Origin of the sequence: Amycolatopsis sp. CB00013 (assembly GCF_001905755.1) — a bacterium.
Taxonomy (GTDB): Bacteria; Actinomycetota; Actinomycetes; order Mycobacteriales; family Pseudonocardiaceae; genus Amycolatopsis; species Amycolatopsis japonica.
Map to the genome: position 1 here is coordinate 1,669,981 of NZ_LIWC01000001.1, position 20,837 is coordinate 1,690,817.

At 68.3% G+C, this 20,837-nt stretch carries 19 protein-coding genes; 9 read left to right on the forward strand and 10 right to left on the reverse strand.

Annotation, left to right across the window (positions count from 1 at the left end; all coding sequences use genetic code 11):
• Window positions 1–21: 21 nt before the first annotated feature.
• Both AMK34_RS43695 and AMK34_RS43700 read left to right on the forward strand, forming a co-directional pair.
• On the forward strand, window positions 22–447 hold the full coding sequence (locus AMK34_RS43695) for an aldo/keto reductase (RefSeq protein ID WP_274534425.1): 426 nt from the start codon (window positions 22–24) through the stop codon (window positions 445–447).
• Window positions 402–824, forward strand: coding sequence for an aldo/keto reductase (locus AMK34_RS43700; protein WP_274534426.1), 423 nt, complete (start codon window positions 402–404; stop codon window positions 822–824). The genes AMK34_RS43695 and AMK34_RS43700 overlap by 46 nt, the downstream gene beginning before the upstream one ends.
• A gap of 60 nt (window positions 825–884) precedes the next feature.
• Here AMK34_RS43700 and AMK34_RS07505 read toward each other — a convergent pair whose 3' ends face one another.
• The gene (locus AMK34_RS07505) at window positions 885–1,841 is read right to left on the reverse strand and encodes a Dyp-type peroxidase (protein WP_073843882.1); all 957 of its coding nucleotides are present in this window, start codon (window positions 1,839–1,841) and stop codon (window positions 885–887) included.
• A 244-nt stretch (window positions 1,842–2,085) separates the two neighbouring features.
• A complete protein-coding gene (locus AMK34_RS07510; protein ID WP_083649765.1) occupies window positions 2,086–3,315 on the reverse strand; it encodes a PucR family transcriptional regulator in 1,230 nt (409 codons plus the stop codon).
• Window positions 3,316–3,758: 443 nt separating this feature from the next.
• Between AMK34_RS07510 and AMK34_RS07515 the strand changes: the two genes are divergently transcribed.
• Window positions 3,759–6,026 (forward strand): FdhF/YdeP family oxidoreductase, encoded by a 2,268-nt coding sequence (locus AMK34_RS07515; RefSeq protein ID WP_198941640.1) that lies wholly within the window; start codon window positions 3,759–3,761, stop codon window positions 6,024–6,026.
• Here the strand turns inward: AMK34_RS07515 and AMK34_RS07520 are convergent.
• A complete protein-coding gene (locus tag AMK34_RS07520) occupies window positions 6,004–7,068 on the reverse strand; it encodes an FUSC family protein (protein ID WP_073843886.1) in 1,065 nt (354 codons plus the stop codon). The two genes, AMK34_RS07515 and AMK34_RS07520, sit on opposite strands and share 23 nt — an antisense overlap.
• Window positions 7,069–7,293: 225 nt before the next feature.
• Entirely contained in the window at window positions 7,294–7,941 is a 648-nt protein-coding gene (locus AMK34_RS07525; RefSeq protein ID WP_073843888.1) for an RNA polymerase sigma factor, read from the reverse strand.
• Window positions 7,942–8,092: 151 nt separating this feature from the next.
• On the opposite strand from AMK34_RS07525, the gene AMK34_RS07530 reads away from it, so the two are divergent.
• Window positions 8,093–8,782, forward strand: a complete 690-nt coding sequence (locus AMK34_RS07530; RefSeq protein WP_443111197.1) for a TetR/AcrR family transcriptional regulator — start codon at window positions 8,093–8,095, stop codon at window positions 8,780–8,782.
• A 49-nt stretch (window positions 8,783–8,831) separates the two neighbouring features.
• Here AMK34_RS07530 and AMK34_RS07535 read toward each other — a convergent pair whose 3' ends face one another.
• Together AMK34_RS07535 and AMK34_RS07540 are read right to left on the reverse strand one after the other, a co-directional pair.
• A complete protein-coding gene (locus AMK34_RS07535; RefSeq protein WP_073843890.1) occupies window positions 8,832–10,208 on the reverse strand; it encodes a sensor histidine kinase in 1,377 nt (458 codons plus the stop codon).
• The gene (locus AMK34_RS07540) at window positions 10,205–10,876 is read right to left on the reverse strand and encodes a response regulator transcription factor (RefSeq protein ID WP_073843891.1); all 672 of its coding nucleotides are present in this window, start codon (window positions 10,874–10,876) and stop codon (window positions 10,205–10,207) included. The genes AMK34_RS07535 and AMK34_RS07540 overlap by 4 nt, the downstream gene beginning before the upstream one ends.
• A gap of 101 nt (window positions 10,877–10,977) precedes the next feature.
• Between AMK34_RS07540 and AMK34_RS07545 the strand changes: the two genes are divergently transcribed.
• Together AMK34_RS07545 and AMK34_RS07550 are read left to right on the forward strand one after the other, a co-directional pair.
• The gene (locus tag AMK34_RS07545; RefSeq protein WP_073843893.1) at window positions 10,978–11,706 is read left to right on the forward strand and encodes an ABC transporter ATP-binding protein; all 729 of its coding nucleotides are present in this window, start codon (window positions 10,978–10,980) and stop codon (window positions 11,704–11,706) included.
• Window positions 11,706–14,165: an ABC transporter permease gene (locus AMK34_RS07550; RefSeq protein WP_073843894.1), complete on the forward strand. Its 2,460-nt coding sequence runs from the start codon at window positions 11,706–11,708 to the stop codon at window positions 14,163–14,165. The genes AMK34_RS07545 and AMK34_RS07550 overlap by 1 nt, the downstream gene beginning before the upstream one ends.
• Before the next feature lie 29 nt (window positions 14,166–14,194).
• On the opposite strand, the gene AMK34_RS07555 is transcribed toward AMK34_RS07550, so the two are convergent.
• Complete coding sequence (locus AMK34_RS07555) at window positions 14,195–14,896, reverse strand: hypothetical protein (protein ID WP_198941641.1); 702 nt, start codon at window positions 14,894–14,896, stop codon at window positions 14,195–14,197.
• A 52-nt stretch (window positions 14,897–14,948) separates the two neighbouring features.
• On the opposite strand from AMK34_RS07555, the gene AMK34_RS07560 reads away from it, so the two are divergent.
• Window positions 14,949–15,662: a hypothetical protein gene (locus AMK34_RS07560; RefSeq protein WP_073843896.1), complete on the forward strand. Its 714-nt coding sequence runs from the start codon at window positions 14,949–14,951 to the stop codon at window positions 15,660–15,662.
• Window positions 15,663–15,664: 2 nt separating this feature from the next.
• Window positions 15,665–16,048 carry a GntR family transcriptional regulator gene (locus AMK34_RS07565; RefSeq protein WP_143202348.1) on the forward strand — a complete coding sequence of 128 codons (384 nt, stop codon included), beginning with the start codon at window positions 15,665–15,667 and terminating at the stop codon, window positions 16,046–16,048.
• A 49-nt stretch (window positions 16,049–16,097) separates the two neighbouring features.
• Here the strand turns inward: AMK34_RS07565 and AMK34_RS07570 are convergent, their stop codons facing one another.
• On the reverse strand, window positions 16,098–16,694 hold the full coding sequence (locus AMK34_RS07570) for a TetR/AcrR family transcriptional regulator (protein ID WP_198941642.1): 597 nt from the start codon (window positions 16,692–16,694) through the stop codon (window positions 16,098–16,100).
• A gap of 70 nt (window positions 16,695–16,764) precedes the next feature.
• Between AMK34_RS07570 and AMK34_RS07575 the strand changes: the two genes are divergently transcribed.
• Window positions 16,765–17,775 carry an NAD(P)-dependent alcohol dehydrogenase gene (locus tag AMK34_RS07575; protein ID WP_073843900.1) on the forward strand — a complete coding sequence of 337 codons (1,011 nt, stop codon included), beginning with the start codon at window positions 16,765–16,767 and terminating at the stop codon, window positions 17,773–17,775.
• A gap of 196 nt (window positions 17,776–17,971) precedes the next feature.
• On the opposite strand, the gene AMK34_RS07580 is transcribed toward AMK34_RS07575, so the two are convergent.
• Entirely contained in the window at window positions 17,972–18,397 is a 426-nt protein-coding gene (locus tag AMK34_RS07580) for a VOC family protein (protein WP_073843902.1), read from the reverse strand.
• A 504-nt stretch (window positions 18,398–18,901) separates the two neighbouring features.
• A complete protein-coding gene (locus AMK34_RS07585; protein WP_143202349.1) occupies window positions 18,902–20,155 on the reverse strand; it encodes a hypothetical protein in 1,254 nt (417 codons plus the stop codon).
• Window positions 20,156–20,837 lie beyond the last annotated feature (682 nt).

The following is a 20,837-nucleotide window of genomic DNA, read 5'->3' on the forward strand; positions in this document are numbered from 1 at the left end:
GCACGATGAATCCCGGCGAGAATTTCCTCCGCGAGCACGAACTCGGGACCGGACAAGGCCGCCCAAGCGGTCCGCGCCGCCGTGGAGATCGGCTACCGCAATATCGATACCGCCCAGGCCTACGGCAACGAGCGCGGCGTCGGCGAGGGCGTGCGCACCGCCACTGTGCCCCGCGACGAGCTGTTCGTCTCGACCAAGCTCGCCGCCGAGGTCAAGGACTACGAAGGCGCAGTCGCCTCGATCGAGGAGTCCCTCACCACCTTGGGCCTGGACCACGTCGACCTGATGCTGATCCACTCGCCCCAGCCGTGGAGCGACTCCGCGGCGGCGACTACGCCCAGGGCAACCGAGAAGCCCGGCGGGCACTGGAAGACGCGCACAAAACGGGAAAGCTCCGATCGATCGGCGTCTCCAACTTCGAGCAGCGCGACCTGGAAAACATCCTGACGACCGCCACGGTCACACCTCACGTGAACCAGCTGCTCGTCCACGCCGGCAACACCCCGTCCGAACTCCTGGCCTACTGCGAGACCAAGGACATCCTCGTCGAGGCATACTCGCCGATCGCCCACGGCGCGATCCTGGACAACCCCGACATCAAGACCATGGCCGCGAAATACGGCGTCTCCGTCCCGCAGCCGTGCATCCGCTACACGCTGCAACTCGGCACCGTCTCACTGCCGAAAACCGCCAGCCCTGCGCACATGTGCGCCAACGCCGAGGTCGGCTTCACCATCTCCAGCGCGGACATGGACGCCCTACGGAACCCGCAGGCGCAAGACTACGGCGAGCACAGCGTCTTTCCCGTCTATAGCGGCAAATAACGGGAACCGGACCGCCCGCCACGACACCTCGGCCGCTCCCCAAAGGCACCAACCTCTCGATCACCGGGCATGGCTCGCGCCTCCGTTGTTCGCTGGGCAAGGCGGCGGGTCCGCCAGGAAATCGAGTGCGGGGACGAAGAAGAGGCCGCCGGTCACCGCGGTGGACACTTCGAGGATGCGATCCGAACGGGCAGGCGGGTCGCCGAGGAACATACGGCTCAGCATCTCTTCGATCACTCCGGGATCGGCGGTGTAACCGGCGAAGTACGTGCCGTACTCGCCGTGGGCGATCGACCCGAAGGGCATGTTGTCGCGGAGGATCTTTCGTTCCGTGCCGTCGCCGTCTTCGATCGTGGTCAGTGCGACGTGCGAGTCGGCCGGTTTCACCTCGTCGGGAAGCTCGATGTCGTCGAGCATCCGGCGGCCGACCGCCAGTTCCCGTTCCTCGACCGGCATCGCGCTCCACCGGTCCAGGTCGTGCACGTACTTCTGCACCACCAGGTACGAGCCGCCGGAGAACCTGGGATCGTCGCGGACGAGTATCGCGGCGTCCGCGGCGTCGCCGGTGGGGTTCTCCGTACCGTCGACGAACCCGAGGAGGTCCCGCCGGTCGAAGTAGCGGAATCCGGCCACTTCGTCGGCGACGGAGACGGCGTCACCGAGGCAGCCGACCACTCGGCGGGCGAGTTCGAAACAGGGGTAGAGACGTTTCGCGCGCAGGTGCAGGAACAGGTCGCCCGGAGTGGCCGGTGCGCGGTGCCGCGGTCCGATCACTTCGCGGAATGGGTGCAGCCGCTCCGGTCGTGGACCGGTGAACAGCCGGTCCCACGCTTCCGAGCCGATGCCCACGACGCACGTCAGCGCCTCGTCGGGAAGCGGAAAGCCGACCGACCGGATCATCCCGGCGAGCTCCGGCAACAGATCACGAGTGGTCGTCTCCCCTCCCTGCCGGATGGTGAGGGTGAGGAACAAGGCGCTTTCGGTCAACGGGGCGAGCACGTTTTGCTGCTCTGGCACCGATTTCTCCGATCATGTGATGGATACGGCGAGGAGAGCTCAGACCAGCCGCGGATCGTCCGGGATCACTTCACAGGTGGGATCGACCTGCCGCCGCTCGGCGGATCGGACGACTTTCCCAGTGCCGCAACCGATCCACTTCACGGTGATGCCTTGCGGTTCGTCCTGTCCGGGACCGGCACCGTCCCGCGCGGAATCGGCGGGAGCGACACGATAGGTCCGGAGATCTTCCTCAGTGTCAGTTTTATTCGCTACCGGACCGCTCGGGCGCCGACGACGCCCCACGAGTCCGTCGCGTGGGATTGAGGCTCAAGGCCTGTGCCGCGGTCACCAATTCGGCGATCGCGCGCGGATCGGTCATCGACCGGCCGGTGAGTTCGCGGATCCGGCGCAGCCGGTACCGGACGGTATTGGCGTGGCAATGCAGGCTCTGCGCGGCACGTTCGGTGGATCCGCCGTGCGACAGATAAGCGTGCAGGGTTTCCAGGAGGAGGTCTCGTTCCTCGGCGGGCTGATCGAGGATCGCGCCGAGGACCTCCTCCGCCAGCCGCCCTCCCTCGTCCGGGTCGTAGGCGAGGAACGCGGCCAGCGGGCTGGGGTTGAACGCGCGGACGTCCGGCTTGCCCGGCGGGATCCCGGCGAGCGCCGTCCGCGCCAGGTGGAGAGCACGCGGCGTGTCGACGAGCGACCGGTAGAGCGGACTCACTCCCGCCCTGGTCACCGTCACTTCCCGCAGGGCGGCCAGCATGGGTTCGCGCTGTTCGTCGCGCAGGGACACCACCCCGGCCTGCAAAGTGGGGGTGAGCTGCCAGGCCGAGACGATCCCGAGGCTGGTCAGGCGCTTTTCGATCCCGATCAGGCTTTCCTCGGCCAGACCGCGCGTCTCGGCCGCCACCACCGCCAGCTTCCCGTCGAGGGACAGGCCGAGCAGCTTCCCCGCTTCCCACGGCCCGGCATCGAAGACGCGCTGGCCGGTGAACAACGCCTCGGCCAGTGCGGAGCGACGCCGCTGCTGGGCGACCAGCAGTTCCGCGCTCGCCGCCCGGTACGCCTCGGTGAGGAGCATCGCGTGTTCGTCGGTGACCTGCCAGAGCAGGCTCGCGACGTCGACGAGCGCGTCCATCGCGCCCGGCCTGGCGTGAAGCCGGGCATGGTTCACCAGGAGCTCCCAGAGCATCGAGCAACCGATCCGATAGACCTGCAGCACCTCCGGCAGCGGAGCGCCCTGGTGTGCGCGCCTGCTGCCCGTCTCGTGGGGGGCGGCCAGATCGTCGTGGGTCTCGGTTCCGGCGAGCGCGTTCACCATGAAGCGCATGTTGACCGCGATGGAGCGATGCAGGTCTTCGCGCGGCACCATCTTCTCGTCCCGGTACAGCGCGATGCGGTCGCAGGTGGCCGCGTACACGTCGTCGATCAGCCGGGGCAGCCTGGGCTCGACCCAGGCCACGAGCTCGGCGAGGGCGGCATCCTTCACCCGGCCACCACCTTCGACGATGGTCGGCCGGGGTGGTGAAGGTCGTCCACGCCGCACATTTCAAGGATGCTACGTGGCGCCCCGTCCACGGCGCACCCTCCCGGGCCGCGATCACGGATTGGTCGTACCGAGATCAAGGCCTACCGCTTTCGCCATAACGCACTCCCCTGAATCGACGATTCGCCGATCGGTCTACTGAAGGGACGAGGACAGCGTCAAGGCGAACGGCCCGTGTCTCGATTCTTTCCTGGGCGTATGTGGCGTCCCACAAAGAACTTTGTCGCGGGCCACACCGAACGGTCCCGAATCCCGTCACATCCACCGCCGATGAGGGAATCCCACACGATTGTGTGTTTTCATCGACACCGGAGACCCTGCCCTTCCGCCGGGGCGCGGTCCGTGGTCGGATGATCCGGAAACGGTGCGGAACAGGAGTGTGGACGATGAGCGATCAGGAACAGCCGCCGGAGTTCAAGCCCTACCACCATCCGGCGGCCGGCTGGGGAGCGGCGAAGAGCGTCACCGGGTTCCTGATCCGCGAAGGCGAGCTCATGGCGGGCCCGCGCGCGATTCTGAAGATGAATCACGAGAACGGCGGTTTCGACTGCCCCGGCTGCGCGTGGCCCGACGACACCAAGGGCCTGCATCTGGACATCTGCGAAAACGGTATCAAACACGTCACCTGGGAAATGACCAGGAAAAGGGTCGGCCGGGAATTCTTCGCCGCCCATACGGTGAGCGAATTGTCGGGATGGACCGATACCGAACTGGAGAGCCAGGGGCGGCTGACCGAGCCGATGCGGTACGACGCGGCCACCGACCGATACGTCCCGATTTCCTGGCCCGAGGCCTTCGCTCTCGTGGGCGATACGCTGCGAGGCCTCGACAGTCCTGATCAGGCGGCATATTACACCTCGGGAAGGCTCGGGAACGAAGCGACCTTCCTGTACCAGCTCATGGCCCGCGAACTCGGGACGAACAACCTCCCGGACTGCTCCAACATGTGTCACGAGGCGAGCGGCCGCGCCCTCCAGGCCGCGCTGGGCACCGGGAAGGGCACCGTCGACCTCAAGGACTGGGAACACGCCGACGCCCTGTTCATCCTCGGCGTCAACGCCGCCTCCAACGCGCCCAGGATGCTCACCGCACTCGCGGAGGCCTATCGCCGGGGCGCGCAGATCGTCCACGTCAACCCGCTGATCGAGGCCGCCGCGACGCGGACCATCATCCCCCACGATTTCGCCAGGATGGCGACGTTCCGTGCCACGCGCACGGGAACGCTGAACCTGCAACCGCGCATCGGCGGCGACATGGCGCTGATCCGCGGGATGGCGAAGGCCGCACTGGAACAGGCCGCCACGGATCCGGGCGCCCTCGACCTGACCTTCATCGAACGCCACACCACCGGTTTCGAGGAGTACCGCGCCCTCTGCGAGGCGACCTCGTGGGAGGAGATCGAGCGCCAGTCGGGCGTCTCCGTCGCCGACATCCGCGCCGCGGCCCGGATCTACCGCGACGCCGACCGCAGCATCGCCAGCTGGTGCCTGGGCGTCACCCAGCACGAGCACGGCGTCGACACCGTCCGCGAGATCGTCAACCTGTTGCTGCTGCGGGGAAACCTGGGTCGCGAGGGTGCCGGGCCGTCACCGGTCCGAGGGCACAGCAACGTCCAGGGGAACCGGACCTGCGGTATCGATCACCGCCCGGACGCCGCCTTCCTCGACCGGCTCGGCGAGGTCTGCGGCATCACCCCGCCCCGGCACCACGGCCTCGACACGGTCGGCACCATCGAAGCGATGCACCGCGGCGACGTGACCGTTTTCGTCGGTATGGGCGGCAATTTCGTCCTGGCCGCGCCGGACACGCCGTACACGTCGGCCGCACTGCGCAAATGCGCGCTGACGGTGCAGGTCAGCACGAAACTCAACCGGAGCCATCTGGTCCACGGCGAGCAGGCGCTGATCCTGCCGTGTCTCGGCCGCACCGAAAAGGACGAACAGCGCGCCGGCGTGCAGGCCACCTCGGTCGAGGACGCGATGAGCATGGTCCACCTGTCCACCGGCATGAAACGGCCCGCGTCCACGCACCTGCTCTCGGAACCGGCGATCATCGCCGGGATGGCCCGCGCGGCACTGCCGGACAGCGCGACGCCGTGGGAAGCCTACGTCGAGGACTACGACCGGATCCGCGACACGATGTCGCAGGTTCTCGACGGCTTCGAGGACTTCAACCGGCGGGTCCGGCAGCCACTGGGGTTCCGCATCCGCCAGCCCGTCAGGGAACTGGTGTTCCACACCGCTTCCGGACGCGCGGAGTTCTCCACCGCCGCCCTGCCGGACGTCATACCCGCACCCGGCACGCTCGCGCTGGGCACCATGCGCTCCCACGACCAGTGGAACACCACGATCTACTCGGACGACGACCGCTATCGCGGGGTCAAGAACCTGCGCACGCTGATCTTCATGAACGCCGAGGACATGCGCGACCGCGGCCTCGCGGAGTTCGACGAGGCCGACATCACCAGCATCGCCAAGGACGGCACCACACGGAGTCTCCAGCGCTACAAGGTGATCCCGTACGACATCCCCCGCGGCTGCGCGGCGGGCTACATGCCGGAAATGAACGTCCTGTGCGCCATCGGCGACTACAGCACCCAGAGCGATCAGCCGATCATGAAGCATCTCAAGGTCACGGTCGAACGGTCGGCCTAGCGCACGGGCCGCGGACGAAAACCGCCGCCGCGATTCCGGCGACGACCCCGATCAGGGTGTCGAGCACCCGGTCGGTGAGGAGCGTCAGCGGTTCGGCCGGAGCGGCCAGTTCCGTCATCACCATGATCAGTGGTGTGAAGAAGCCGAGCGCCAGTCCGTAATGACGGGACATGAACAGTTCCGTCGGGAACAGGAGCACGATCACCGACAAGGCCAGCAGCGTCCCACCGAGATCGGGAAGGAGCAGCAGCGCGGTGACGCCGAGTCCGGCGAACGTGCCCAGGACCCGGTGAACGCTGCGGTGGACGACACTGCGGACGCCGGGATGGAGCCGGTTGCGCGTATCGACGGCGGCCAACGGCACCGCCGCGGAGGCCATCGCCCAGTTCGCGTGCTCGACGCCCAGCAGCAGGCCGCAGAAGCCCGCCGCCGAAATCGCCAGCACGTAGCGAGCGGCGTGGACCAGAGCACACGACCTTCGGCGCCCTCGTGCGCAGGCTTCCTGCCCGCACATCACTCCCGGCGGTGGAACCGCCTGCCTGCCAACAGTTCTCTTCGAGCCTGTGAGTCCGATGAGGACACAGAACACGGCCGTCCCTGCGCAGATCGGCAACCCCGCCGGGTCGGCGGGAACGAGGGCGATGGCACCCAGCGCGAAGATCCCGAAGAACGGTCCTCGGGGGACGAGGTCGAGCCGGTTCACCACCAGCGCGCCCGCGAACGCGAAACCCGACTCGGTGACCACCAGGACCCACGGCCGGGCGTGACAGGCGGAGAGGAGCGTCCCGAAGGCGACGCCGGTCAGCAGGATCGCTCCCCCTTGCACCTGATGCCGAAGACGGAGCCCCCGGCACTCGGCCCGCCCATACATCCCGGTGAACGAACCGAAGGCGGCGAAGATGATCAGCTCCGGCCGCCCGGCGAAGAGCAGTGCCAATCCCGGGACGAGCAGGCCGACCGCCACTCGGCAAGCGTGAAGCCAGTCGCCATCGGCGAAACCGAGCCCGGACGGCAGGCGTGCCGATGGCCGGGCAGTGCGCAAGGACGAGCTCCTTTCGGATCCGAAATCCAGTCTGCCGGACGACCTATCCGGAAGTCTCGCCGAAATGCTGTGGAGTGCCACGAAATTCTTTGTCTCTGTCCACTGTGGTGTCCGGCCCGGCTGACGACCGTTCCCCGGTTTCGCCGTCGTCGGAGACCGGCCAGCGGAGCCCTGCCTCGGCAACGAGCCTGTCGAAGATGGGAGTGGCCGTGTCCTGCGCCGCGCTCATTCGTCGTCCACCCGAGCCGCGGGGATCGGGCGGCGGACGCCCGGGCCGGAGCACCTTCCGACCACCTCGCGCACCATCGGCACATTGGGCGTCTGAGCCTGGAGATATGCCTCTCGCAGACCTACTCGGGCGCGGTGGGCCAGCGCGGCGACGCCGTTCGGCGACACGCCCAGGACCGGTGCCAGCTCGGCCGGGGTGTGCCCTTCGGCGACGGTGCTCCACAGCACGGCGCGCCACCGCACGGGCAACGTGCGAAAAGCGGACCGGAGCAGCTGATCGGTCGACGCTCGCAGGGCAGGCCCGTCGGCTCCTTCGGTCTCCTCCGTCGCCGGGACCACCGCGTGGGGCTGGACCCGCAGGCGGTGACGGTTCCACCGGGCGGCGAGGTTGCGCATCGTGACGACCAGATACGGCCGCAACTCGTCGCGCGGTCCACCGCCGCCGCGGACCGCGGCCAGAACACGCGCGAACGCCTCGGCCACGAGATCGTCCTGCTCAGCGGGCTGACCGACCCAGCACGCGGCGATCCGCCGCAGCGGGCCGGAATGCCGCCGGAACAGCAGATCACCCGCACCGAGATCCCCACCCCGGAGCCTGGCGAGCAGCAGCGCGTCCGGCGGGGCATCGTCCACGGCATCCCACATCACATTCTCCAGATTCCTGTCGCTCAGCAACGGATTTGCGGCACATACGGGACTTTTCCGAGAGCTTCACACGAACCCTCCGCCACGGATTGGCACACAAAGTAACAGATACAACGACGTATCCCTTATCCATGACGGTATGCTCAGCGAAGTGATCACCCCTTCAGCGACCACCCGCTCCGGCGACGGCCGGGCCGCCCGCTGGACAGGGCAGCGCGAGCGCCGCCGCCGAGAGTTCGTCGAGGCGGCCCTGCGAGCGATCGCCGAACACGGACCACGAGTGTCGACGGCACGCATCGCCGACGAGGCCGGTGTCGCACGCCCTCAGCTGTACAAGCACTTCGACGACGCGACCGACCTGCAACGAGCCATCACCGTTCAAGCCACACGGCTCGTCGCGACCGCGCTGCGACCACTGTGGGAACTCCGGGGAAGCGCGATGGAGCTGATCACCGTCGCGGTCGACGCGCACACCGGCTGGCTCTCCGAGAACGGCAACCTCTACCGCTACCTGAGCCTGCACTCTTACGGAGACCGGGACGCGGTCACCGACGTCAGGACCGTCATCGCCCGGCAACTCACCCGGCTGTTCGAGCACTACATGACACTGCTCGGAATGGACACCCGGGACGCCGAACCCGCCGCTTTCGGCGTCGTCGGACTCGTCGACTCTTGCACCGCGCAATGGCTCGAGAACCCCCGCGACGTACCGAGAACCGAACTCGCCGCCCTGCTCACCCGCTGGACATGGCGCTTGCTCGACGACACCCTCCGCGCGGGCGGTGTCGAACTCGACCCCCACATCACGCTGCCGCCCGCCCCACCCCAGCCCACGATCTGATCGGCCGGACCGCTCGGCCGTCGTGCGAATTTGACGCTAGGCCGAAGGGTCAGGCTGCGGGGAGCCGGGCGACCAGCCGTGCACCGCATTCGGCGCCCTCGGCCCGTAATGACCCACCGTGGCGGACGGCGATGTCCCGGGCGAGGGTGAGACCGAGTCCGGTACCGCCCGCGTCGCGGGTGCGGGAGTCGTCGAGCCGGGTGAAGCGGTCGAAGACGCGTTCGCGGTCGGCGTCGGGGATGCCGGGGCCGTCGTCGATCACTTCGAGGACCGCCTCTCCTGCCTCGTGCCGAAGCCGCACTGTGACGGACGAACGCGCGTGACGCACGGCGTTGTCGAGCAGGTTACGCAGCAGACGTTCGAGCTGGACGGGTTCGCCGCGCACCGGCGCCGGACCCTCCACATCGGACACGACCGTGGGCCCGCCGTCGTCGAGTTCGCGTTCGGCGACCTGCTCCCCCACGACGTCTGCGAGGTCGACGACGCCTTCCGGAGGGTCTGCAGGGTCGACCGCCAGCTGGAGGAGGTCCGCGGTGATGCGTTGCAGCCGCTGGACGTCGAGCAGGGAGCGGCGGGCGACGGCGGGCCAGTCGGCGCGATCGGTGTGGGTGAGCGCGACCTCGAGCCCGGTGCGGAGGTTCGCGAGCGGACTGCGCAGCTCGTGGCTGGCGTCGGCGACGAACCGTTCCTGCTGTTCATAGGCTTGCTGCAACCGGTCGAGGGTCTCGTTCGTGGTGGTGGCCAGCCGGGCGACCTCGTCACGGGACGGAGGCACCGGCACCCGGCGGTCGAGTCCGCTCCCGCTGACCTCGGCCAGTTCCCGGCGGATCGCCTCCACCGGCCGCAGCGCCCTCCCCGCCGCGAGCCACGCGGCCAGCGCGGTGATCAGCACCGCGAGCGGGACGAAGAAGATCAGGGTGTCGTCGAAGGTTCCCAGCGTCCGCAGGGTTTCCCACGGCGACACGAACAGATAGAACGTGAACCGTTGCCCCGCCCTGTCGATCACTTTGCCCACCACGGTGTATTCGCGGTATTCCCGCCATTGTGGATGGTCGCCGGGTTTCAGCGTGGCCTTCGTGGTGACCGTCCAACCCGCGGGCGCGCCGGCGGGAGCGGGTGGCAATGGCATCCACGCGGGATCCCATCGGCGCAGGTTCTCACTGCTGATCACCGATCGCCCGGTTTCGTCGACAACCTCGAAGAGGGCATCGCCGGCCGGTTCGACCGGAGCCATCGGCTGCCCGGCCCGGTAGGCGTCGGCCATCCGGTCCAGGTGGGCCCGCGTCGCCTCCACCGCGCTGTCCGACAATTGCCTGCTCAGCAGCTCCCGGGTGCCCAGCCAGCCGAGGGTGAACACGACCGCGCAGAGCAACGCCGCCGAGAGCGCGGTGCTCCGGCGCACCGACGAAGGCCACCATCCGCTCATCGGTCCTCCAGCCGGTAGCCGGCGCCGCGCACGGTCGCGATGGTGCGCCGCCCGAACGGCGCGTCCAGTTTGCGCCGCAGCGCGCTCACATAGACCTCGACGATGTTGGGGTCACCCCGGTAGGCCAGATCCCAGACCTGGTCGAGGATCTCCCGTTTCGTCACCAGCTGCCCGCCATGCCGCAGCAGGCATTCCAGGACCGCGAACTCCTTGGTGGTCAACGACACCGGTGTTCCCGCGCGGCGGCATGTCCGCTTCGCCGGGTCGAGCACGAGGTCACCGAATTCCAGCACACCCGCCGATCCGGTCGCACCCCGGCGGATGAGGGCCCGCAGCCGGGCGGTGAGCACGACGTAGGAGAACGGTTTGCTCAGGTAATCGTCGGCGCCGGTGTCGAGCGCCTCGGCTTCGTCGTATTCGCCGTTCTTCGCCGTCAGCATGAGGATCGGCGTGCTCACCCCGCGCTCGCGCAGTGCCGCGCAGACACGGTAGCCGTTGAGCTTCGGCAGCATGATGTCCAGCACGATCACCTGATACGGGTACAGCTGCGCGAGTTCGAGCCCTTCGAGACCGTCGTGCGCGAGGTCGACCGCATAGCCGTCGGCCTCGAGTCCCCATTGGAGAGTCTCGGCCAACCGCGTTTCGTCTTCCACCACGAGCACCCGCATGTTCTGATCCTCCCAGATCGCCGGCGGGCTTCCTGAAGCGTTCTTCAGGTTGTTTCAGGAACCGTTCAGGCACCTTCGGACAAGCTCACGGCATGAACACAATGGACGGTTCCGCAGCGAGCGCGACGGATGTGGTGAAGGTCTACGGCCGAGGCGACACGGCGGTACGGGCGCTGGACCGTGTGACACTGGAATTCCCGCGCGGCCGGTTCACCGCCATCATGGGTCCGTCGGGGTCCGGCAAGTCGACCCTCATGCACTGCCTCGCCGGACTGGACACTGTGGACACGGGTCGAATCCTCATTGGACAGACTGAACTCACCGGGCTTTCCGACGCCCGGCTGACCAGGCTGCGCCGAGACCGGGTCGGGTTCGTGTTCCAGTCGTTCAACCTCCTGCCGACCATGACCGCCGAGGACAACATCCTGCTCGGGCTCCGGCTCGCGGGACGCCGCCCGGACCCGGCCTGGTTCGACACCGTCATCGACACACTGGGGCTCCGGCAGCGGCTGCGGCACAAACCCGGTGAGCTGTCCGGCGGTCAGCAGCAGCGGGTGGCCTGCGCCCGCGCGCTCATCGGCAGGCCGGACGTCGTCTTCGCCGACGAACCGACCGGCAGCCTCGACTCGCGCTCCGGCGCCGAAGTGCTCGACTTCCTGCGCACGTCGGTCCGCGAACTCGGCCAGACCGTGGTGATGGTGACCCACGACCCGGTCGCGGCCTCCTACACCGACCACGGGGTACTGCTGGCCGACGGCCGGATCGCCGCGCAGATCCCGCGTCCGAGCGCCGACGCGGTCCTCGGCGCCCTCACCGGTCTGGGGGCGTGATGCTGCGAACCATCTTCGCCGGACTCAAGGCCAGGCCGCTGCGGCTGCTGCTGTCGGCCACGGCCATCACACTCGGCGTCGCCTTCGTCGCCGGATCATTCGTGCTCACCGACGCGGTCGGCGCCGGACTGCGCGACGCCGTCGCCTTCGAGACACGCGGAGTGGACGTGTCAATCACCTCTCGACGAGGCGCCGGCCTCGACGACACGACCTTGGCGAAGATCCGGCAAGTGCCGGGCGTCGCCGCCGCAGAGGGCCGGACCACCGTCAGCGCGCCGATGCTCGGTCCCGACGGGCGCGCCCGGGACGCCGCCGCGACCGCGTCGGGCACGGACGAGGAGATGCGGCCCTACGACCTCGTCGAGGGCCGCTTCCCCAGCAACGCCGGGGAAATCGCGATCGCACGGACCAGTCTCGCGGACGTCGCACTCGGTGGGGCGGTGACAGTACTGGACGAAACTGGGGAACGTCACGCGCTGACGCTGGTCGGCGTGTTCGACCGCCCGGTCGACGCGGGCCTGGGTGGGGCGAACCTGGTGGTGTCGCAGGAGATGCTGCGTCGCTTGGATCCGGCGGCGACGGTCGGCGAGATCGTGGTGCGGGCCGCACCGGGCGTGAGCCCGGCGAAGCTCGCCGCCGACCTGAAACAGGCCGTGGGCGGCAACGGGATCTCCGTGGTCACCGGCCAGGAGGCCGCCGCTCGGCTGCTCTACGAAACCGCGCCGAACGCCCCCGGAGTGGTGAAGTTCTTCACCGCCTTCGCCGTTCTCGCGATGGTCGTGGCCGCGATGGTGATCTCCAACTCCTTCACCATCCTCGTGGCCCAGCGATCGCGGGAACTGGCACTGCTGCGCTGTGTCGGGGCCGGTAAACGGCAGGTCTTCGCCAGTGTGCTCGCCGAAGCCGCTGTCGTCGGCACGGCGGCCTCCGTAGCCGGCCTGTTCGGCGGGCTGGGTGTCGCCGCCGCGCTGCAGGCCGTCGCGGGCCAGGAGAACGTGTATCTGCCGCTGACCGCGCGGACGGTGATCGCCGCGCCGGCGGTCGGGATCCTGGTGACTGCACTCGCGGCGGCCCTCCCGGCCTGGTCGGCGACCCGGGTCGCCCCAATGGAGGCACTCCGTGCACCGGACGACGGCCCCACCGCCCGCGCCGGACGGCTACGCGTGGTCGCGAGCACCGTCTTGCTCGTCGGCGGCGTCGGTGCCGGGGCGCTCGCCCTCCAGTCCGACGTGGACGACGCGGCACCGCTCGTCGTGGCGGCGATGGTCGCCGTGCTCGGCGCGACACTGGCCGCCGGGCCACTGATCGCGGGACCCGTTGTCCGGGCACTGGCCAGGCTGACACCAGGGCGACCCGCGAAACTCGCCGCGCTCAACGCCGACCGCAACCCCAAGCGGACCGCGGCCAGCGCCGCCGCCCTCACCATCGGGCTCGCCGTTGTCACCCTCGCGACCACCGTGGCCGCAGGCGTCGAAGCAGGCCGGAGCCGCGGCCTCGACGAACAACTGACCGCCGACTTCATGGTCACCTCCGCGGTCATCACCCGGCCGCTGCCCGGCACACTCGCCGACACCCTCGCGAAAGTGCCCGGCGTGGACGCCACCATGACCCGGCGGTCGTTCTCCGGTGACCTGGGCAAGTACGGCTCGTACGAGCTGAGCGCCATCCGCGGCGACCTGATCCGGCCCAAGGTGCTCTCCGGCCGCTTCGACCGGCTCGGCCCGGGCCAGATCGCCATCCACAAGGACATCGCACAGAGCACGGGTCTCGTGGTAGGCGACACCCTCCAGACCGAACGGGCGTCGCTCCGCGTCGTCGCGATCTACGACGGCGTCACCATGGCTGGAATCGACCTCGGATTCGCCGTGGTCGACCTCGCCCAGCAGCCGACGATCGCCCCCAACGAGAAGAGTTACGACGAGAGCGTGCTGGTCAAGCTCGCCTCCAGCGCCGACCACACCAGGGTCGAAGCCTCCCTGAAACAGGAACTGTCGAGCGCGCCCCTCGCGATGCTGAAGAGCGTCACCGAGATCAAGGACGACGCGTCCGCGCCGATACGCGAAAGCCTCGACCTCATGTGGGCACTGACCGCGTTGGCCGTGCTGATCGCGTTCGCCGGGATCGCGAACACGCTCTCGCTGTCCGTGCTGGAGCGGACACGGGAGTCGGCACTCCTGCGCGCCCTCGGCCTCACCAAGACCGGACTCGGCGCCACAGTGACCGCCGAGTCGGTCTTCGTCGCCCTGTTCGGCGCCGCGTGCGGACTGCTCGTCGGCCTCGGCTCCGCATGGCTGATCACCGAAGTCGTGGCGAGCGGCGGCGACGCCATCGCCTTCGCGCCACCATGGGAACGGCTCGGGGTCCTGCTGGGCGCGGCGATCTTGGCCGCCCCGCTGGCCGCGCTGCTGCCGGCAAGGCGGGCCGGCCGCGGCTCACTGACCGCGGCGCTGCAGGAGTGAAACGCCTGTGGGGGATTCCTGATGTCTGTTCAGGCGAACATGTCGGCGTAAGGATCGGGTTCGCCGGTCATGGGGTCCAGGCCCGCTTGGAATCGCCGTCGTTGCTCTTGGTGGTGGACGAAGGAGCCGACTCGTCCCCACAGCGACAGATCGCTGAGAGGGCATTCGTCGAAATCGGCGGTCATGAGCCCGCGGATGAATCCGGCCATGCCGCACTCGAACAGCGCCCAAGGCGGTGATTCGTGACGGCGCCAGACCACCACCGGCCAGAGGTCAGGGTCCGGGTCGGTCATCAGCCACCCCAGCTCGTCGCCGTTGCATCCGGTTCCCCAGGGCAGTACCCGGTCCGCGCCCGACGGAACACCAGGGACGCCTCCGTCGATGTCCCACAGATCGCGCAATTGCTTGCTGTGCTCGGAGATCGATCCCGACCAGCCGTTCCCTGTGGGCAGAGGCGGAAGGATGACCAGATTGTCGACGACTCCCCCGCCGTAGGCAGCCATGAAGGCCTGGTAGTCGCTGGGCAATGAAGAACCCAGGTGCGCCTCGACCGCTACCCAGTCGACGCGCTCGTCGGCGCCGTGATCGTTGGGCATGATGCGCAGCAGCGCGTCGATGTCCGTGCTGCCTGTCATTCTTCCTCCCTGGTTCCGCAGGAGCCGCATCGTATCCGGCCGCCCCGACAAGACATCGGTCGTGAACGGCGGCGCGAGCGGCACGCCTTGTTCCATGCCCTTGACACAAGTTGTACCGTGCATGTGACACAAGAGGGAGGGTTGTCCGATGGCGTGGGACAACGTGCTGGGCGTCGCGATCGTGATGGGGATTTTCGGGCTGGGGATTCTCGTCGTCCTGTGGCCCGGCGAGAAGCACGGTCGGCGGTTGCTGACCCGATGGGGGATCGATCGTCCGTCCGATGAGGACGTCGCGGAGGCGGTGCGTTACCTGAAACGCCGCCGCATCGCGTATCCGTGCCTGTTCGTGCTGTTGCCCGTGCTGGGGGATGCGGCCGGGCTGGCCGAGGACACTCCCTGGACGATTGTGTGGACGCTGTTGCTCGGCGGGCTCTTCGGCGAGCTGTTCGCGTTTCGGCCGCCGAAAACCGCGCAGCGGCGCGCGATGCTGGCGCACCGCAAGGTCCGCGACGTCATCCCCGCGTGGGCACTCGTGCTGCTCGGGCTCACGACAGGTGCCGGACTGACGTACTACGCCGCCAATGGACGGTGGCAGGCCGTCGCCGTCGTCGCCGGATGCGGGCTCGTCGCCGCCGGAATCGTCGCACTCGCGGTCCGGCGGCCCGCCGCCGGCGATCCTGTCGTCGATCTCGTGCTACGCGCCCGCAGCGCCCGCGTGGCGACAGGACTCGCGATCGCGGTTCCCGGAGCACTGTTCGACGCCGAGATGAGCGCGGCCGCCGTCGGCGTGTTCGTGCTCGGCCTCATCGCCCTGCGCGTGGTGGCGGGGCCGCATCGCAGCGTCGCCGCGGCTGCGAGCTGACGATGACGGCCCTGCGCGTCACCATCGACACCACCAGCGGACTCGCGCCGTGGCGGCAGATCTACGACCAGATCGAGCGCATGATCGCGGGCGGGACTCTGGCCGCGGGCACCCGGCTGCCGCCGATCCGCCAGCTCGCACGGGACCTCGGACTGGCGTCCGGCACGGTCGCGCGGGTCTACCGCGAACTGGAGACCATGGACCTCGTGACGACGGCGCGCGCGAAGGGAACCGTCGTCACCGAGCCGGCCAAGCGCACACGGCCCGAGGCGTTGCTGACAGCAGGGGCGACCCGCTTCGCCGCGTTCGCCCACGATCTCGGCGTCGGCGAGGACGCAGCGGTCGACGCCGTCCGTGCGGCCTACGCCCGCGTCGCCGACAGCTAGCCCGCGCGGCCCGGAGCGTCACCGACTCCACCGCGGAGCGGTCGACCGATCAGCGGCGTGCTCCCAGGACGCGTTGGATGATGTCGTCGAGGAAGCCGGACGTCACCGGTACACCTTCATAAGTCGCGCGGACGAGGACGGCGCCGACCAGCAGCGACAGACTCGGCGCGACGTCATCCGGGGCAAGGTGTTCCGCGAGGATGCCACGAATCCCCCTCGTCGCGTTCTCGTAAAGCCGGTCGCGGAGATCACGGGCGTCGTCGTTCTCGCCGGCACGGGTGATGACACCGGCCATCAGCTGGTCGTACCGGCCGTCCGCCAGCGTCTCCGCCAGCCTCGTCAAGGCGACGTGGAGATCCGTGCGGAGGTCGCCGCCGGCGGGCGGGTGGGTCGTGTCCTCGCAGATCTGCTCGATCGCGTCGCGGGCCAGGTCGAAAGGTGTCGGCCAGTGCGCGTAGATGGTGGCCTTCGAGTATCCCGAGCGCTTGGCGACCTCGGCGTGCGTCATCGCCGCCCATCCGTCTTCCAGCAGCGCCGTCGCGCTTTCCCTGACCACATCACGCCGCGTTCGCGTGACGCGCGGATCCGCCCCATCACCCGAGAACTTGACCATCCAGCCATCGTACCCGCTACCGATCACACTCATCACTACTAGACTAGGAGTACAGTAATGACCTGTTAGGCCAACAGCTGCCGGAAGGACCCGTTCGTGACCAGTGCCCCAGACGCAGCAGGCGATCGTGCAGACCCGCTATGGAGGCGCACGTGACGTTCTCGCTCTGATCAAGGACCTACCGGTCGTCCCTCCCTCCGCGCACGAGGTACAGGTGCAGGTGCGGGCGTCGTCGATCAACCCGATCGACTGGCACATGATCGAGGGCAACCGGCGCCTGATCACCCGGCGCCGCTTCCCGTTCACCCCGATGTTCGACCTCGCGGGCGTCGTCACGGCCGTCGGCAGCGAAGTCACGACGTTCTCCGTGGACGACCGGGTGTACGCCGACAACGAGATCCACGGCGGCGGCGGGACGGAATACGTCAACGTGCCCGAAGACCTCGTCGCCCACGCCCCCGCCGGACTGGGTTTCGCCGAAGCCGCGGCGATTCCCTTGGCCGCACAGACGGCCCTGACCTGTCTCGACCGAGGCGATATCTCCCCAGGCACACGGATCGCGATCATCGGCGCATCCGGCGGAGTAGGACACTTCGCCGTCCAGATGGCACGCGCCGCCGGGGCGTTCGTCGTCGGGGTGTCCAGCGCGCGCAACCGCGACTTCGTCCTGAAGCTGGGCGCTGACGAAGTGGTCGACCGGAACGAGACCGACCTGACGGCGCAGTACGGAGCGGACTCCTTCGAGGTGGTCATCGACACCGTCGGTGGCCGAAACCAGTGGCTTCAGGCCCGCCACGTACTACGGCAGGGCGGCCGGTTCGTGACGATCTCCCGCGACGAAGACGGAGTCGTCACCCCGGCCGCCATCGTCCGCCTGCTCACCACGATCACCGTCCGCCGCATCCAAGGCGCAGGGAAGCGGGGTATCAAGTACATCCCCGTGTTCCTCAAAGCCTCCCGCTCGCTGCTGCGGCGCGTGACCGCACTCGTCGACAACGGTCACGTCACACCCCATGTGGCGCGCACCTTTCCGTTGACGCTCGCGGGTCTGCGACAAGGCATCGAGGAAAGCCGTGCGGGACGTACTGCCGGAAAGCTGGTACTCGAACGATGACCCCGCATCCTTCCCCCGGCTCGCCGCTACAACTCCGCCGCGGCACCACGCTGTCGACCGCACCGACGTCCCACAACACGCGGACGTCATCCTCGACACCCACAGCGAACTTGCACCGTTCCGCACCTGGGCCCAGTCCGTGCAGCACGGCTCGCTGTGGATGCAGGATACTGCCCAGCCGAAAGGCAATTCCGGGCTACAGGGCGAACTCCCCCGGCGCGAGGCTGCGTGTCAGGCAGAACTCATTTCCCTCCGGGTCGGCCAGAACCACCCAGGACCGACCGTCTCCCTGTCCCACATCCGTCTTGGACGCGCCGAGCGCGAGCAACCGCTCCAGTTCGGTCTGCTGGTCGCAGTCGATCGGACAGATTTCGAAGTGCACCCGGTTCTTGGCGATGGTCTTGGTCTCGGGAACACGGACGAAGACCATATTCGGCACGGCGGGCCCGCCACGCAACGCGGCCAATCGCTGTTCGTCCGGCGACTCCGGATCGGGTCCGATCTCGACCACGGCGCCGTTCTTGTCCTCATAAACGACGTAGCCCAAGACGCCACACCAGAAATCCGCCAGCCGCCGCGGATCCACGCTGTCCATGGTCGCCCATTCGAACCGGCTCGTCATGCACAATTCCTTTCCGCGCGGCGGCCTGCATCGGATGCCTACCCGTAGCGACTACTGGACCCGGTCCGGGCCAAGCCCGGTGCAATGACCAAGCGATCCCGAGTGGGCTGCTGGCAGCGTAGCGCCCGTGGATCAGCGCGGCGGGAATCCCGTGAAGTCGCTCGATGTCGCGCAGCAGTTGCCCTTCGTCGAGGGAGCAGCAGTTGGACCAGTAACGGGTGACGAAGTGAGCGAACGTCGGCTGGAATTCCGGGCCGACGATCGACGGAACGGTGCCCTTTGTGCGGCCGCGGTCCGGATCTCCGGATCTGGGTCGTGGAGCAACCGGCTGCAGGCGGCCGACAGGTCGCCGTCGCGTTCAGAAGCCCTGCTCCTCCTCTGAGGGGCGGGGCTTCAGTCGTTCAATGGCGATGAAATGACGGTGGCCCTCGGAGTCGTCTCCAAGTGCCCGTCACGGAACGTGGCGTGCAGGTGCGGGACCGCGGACGCTTCAGACGGCGAGGATCACGGGGATCCCGCTCCCCCGGCCCGCGCCTCGGCGGCCGTGTACTCGACCCTGATCACGACCGACCGCTCGTTGGGCACGGTGAACTCGCTGTCGGGCACGACTTCCATCCGGCCCGCGACGTTGTGCAGGCGCCTGGTGACGTCGTCGATGCGGCCGGCGATCACCCGCTCGTTCCGCTCCGGGCTACCGGTCCGGCTCGCCCGGCCAGTGATCCGCACCGGTTTCCGCCCGGAAACGATCAATTCACGCACCGGCGCCGGAAGGGACGCCCACCACTCGTTCACCCCCAGAATGCCGTCGTTTCCGGACCTGAACCTGCCCTCGGCGGAATAGAAGATGGTCTTCATCTTCGTGATCTTCGGCGGGATCCGCACCCGGAGGTTGACCGCGAAGCTGCACGTGACCGACGTGGTACCGCTCACCGTCATTCCGACCGCGTGCGAATTGGCCTCGCTCACCGCATAGCTGCCGCCCGTGGTCACCGATCCCCCCACTCCGCCCGGGGTGGCGGCCCCGGTCCCCGATCCGGTGAGCGTGGTGGTCGTCGTCCTCGTTCCGGTGTCCGTCGTGGTGGTGGACTGGAGTGCCCGGAAGACGACGCTGACCGTCAGAGTGCCGGAATTCTCGCCGTCTCGTGACGTGATGGTCGGAACCCCTTCGAGGTACCCGACGGCACCGATCGTGCCGCCGGGAGTGGTGTTGGCGAAGGCCACTCGGCCTTCCGGTGTCACCGTGAAGGGCGCCGAAACCCAATAGTCTATGGGACCACCACCGGCGTGGATGTGCCGTTCGTTCGTGCCGTAGAGCCGGCCGGGTTCCTGGACGATGCCGTGGTGGTGCCAATACCACGGCAGCCGGAGCAGCACGGTTCCCGTCGCTCCGGGATCGACTTCGACCGTCTCCGTGGCGTTGCTGAGGAACCAGGCCGGATGACTGACCGAGCGGTTCCCGTCGGCGACGTCGACGGACGCGTTGGCGTTGACCATCACGCTGCTGTCGTTCGTCCCGCCCCAGCCGGCGAACGTACCTCGCTTGTTGACGTCGCGCTGGACGGGGAGCCCGGGCTTCTTCGCCCCGAGATAGGCGGTGACGGCTTTGTTCCCGGCGAGGCGTTGCAGGTTCGCCACGTTCGCCACGCCCGGAAGCACACCGGGCGGGTGCTTGTCTTCCGTGGCCCGGGAACGAGTACTCCGGTCGCGGGCCGGACCGGACGAGCCGAGTCGTTGCCTGTCGACTTCGCGCTCATTCATGAATGCGACACCTCGCCAACGTGAATTGCCGGAGATCGAACTTCACGCACGTTCCCGCAGAACAGCACGATACCGTCACACTGTTCGGGGTTCGCCGATCTGCCGGGGCGTCACAATGGGCACCATCGGCTTCCCTGTCGGGCAGACGCCACCCGGGCGGGTCACTTTAAGGGGACACTTGACTGCCGAAGAACGGCCGGAAAAATCACGCCGCTCCGCGTTCGAGTGCGCTACCTGCTCAACGTCCAACCAGGCCTGACCTCGATGACCGTGGACGGGGAATCCGTGGCGTTCGCCAGCCCAGCCGCGACGATACCGCCGGCCTGGACACGGGCGGTCGATCGGTATCGGCTCCACCGCGGGGATATGCCGTGATCTTCGGCGACACCATCACGATCCTGCGGCCCGCGATCGGCCGGGACCGGTACGGCTCGAGGAAGCCACCGGATCCGCCGACGACGACTGTCGTCGCTCCCCGGCAGCCGGGCCGACTCACCAGGACAAGCCACGGTGCCGCTGGATCCGCGGCTCCGGCCTGACATGCCGCCCTGTTCGGCGGCCTTACATTTTTCCAAGCCAGGGGCTCTGTACGTCACTAAAGTCGAGCACACATTCCCGACGTCCAGCCGCAGGGTTCAGCGCCGGGAAACCGCTTCCGGAAACCTGGGCGGCGACCTCTCGA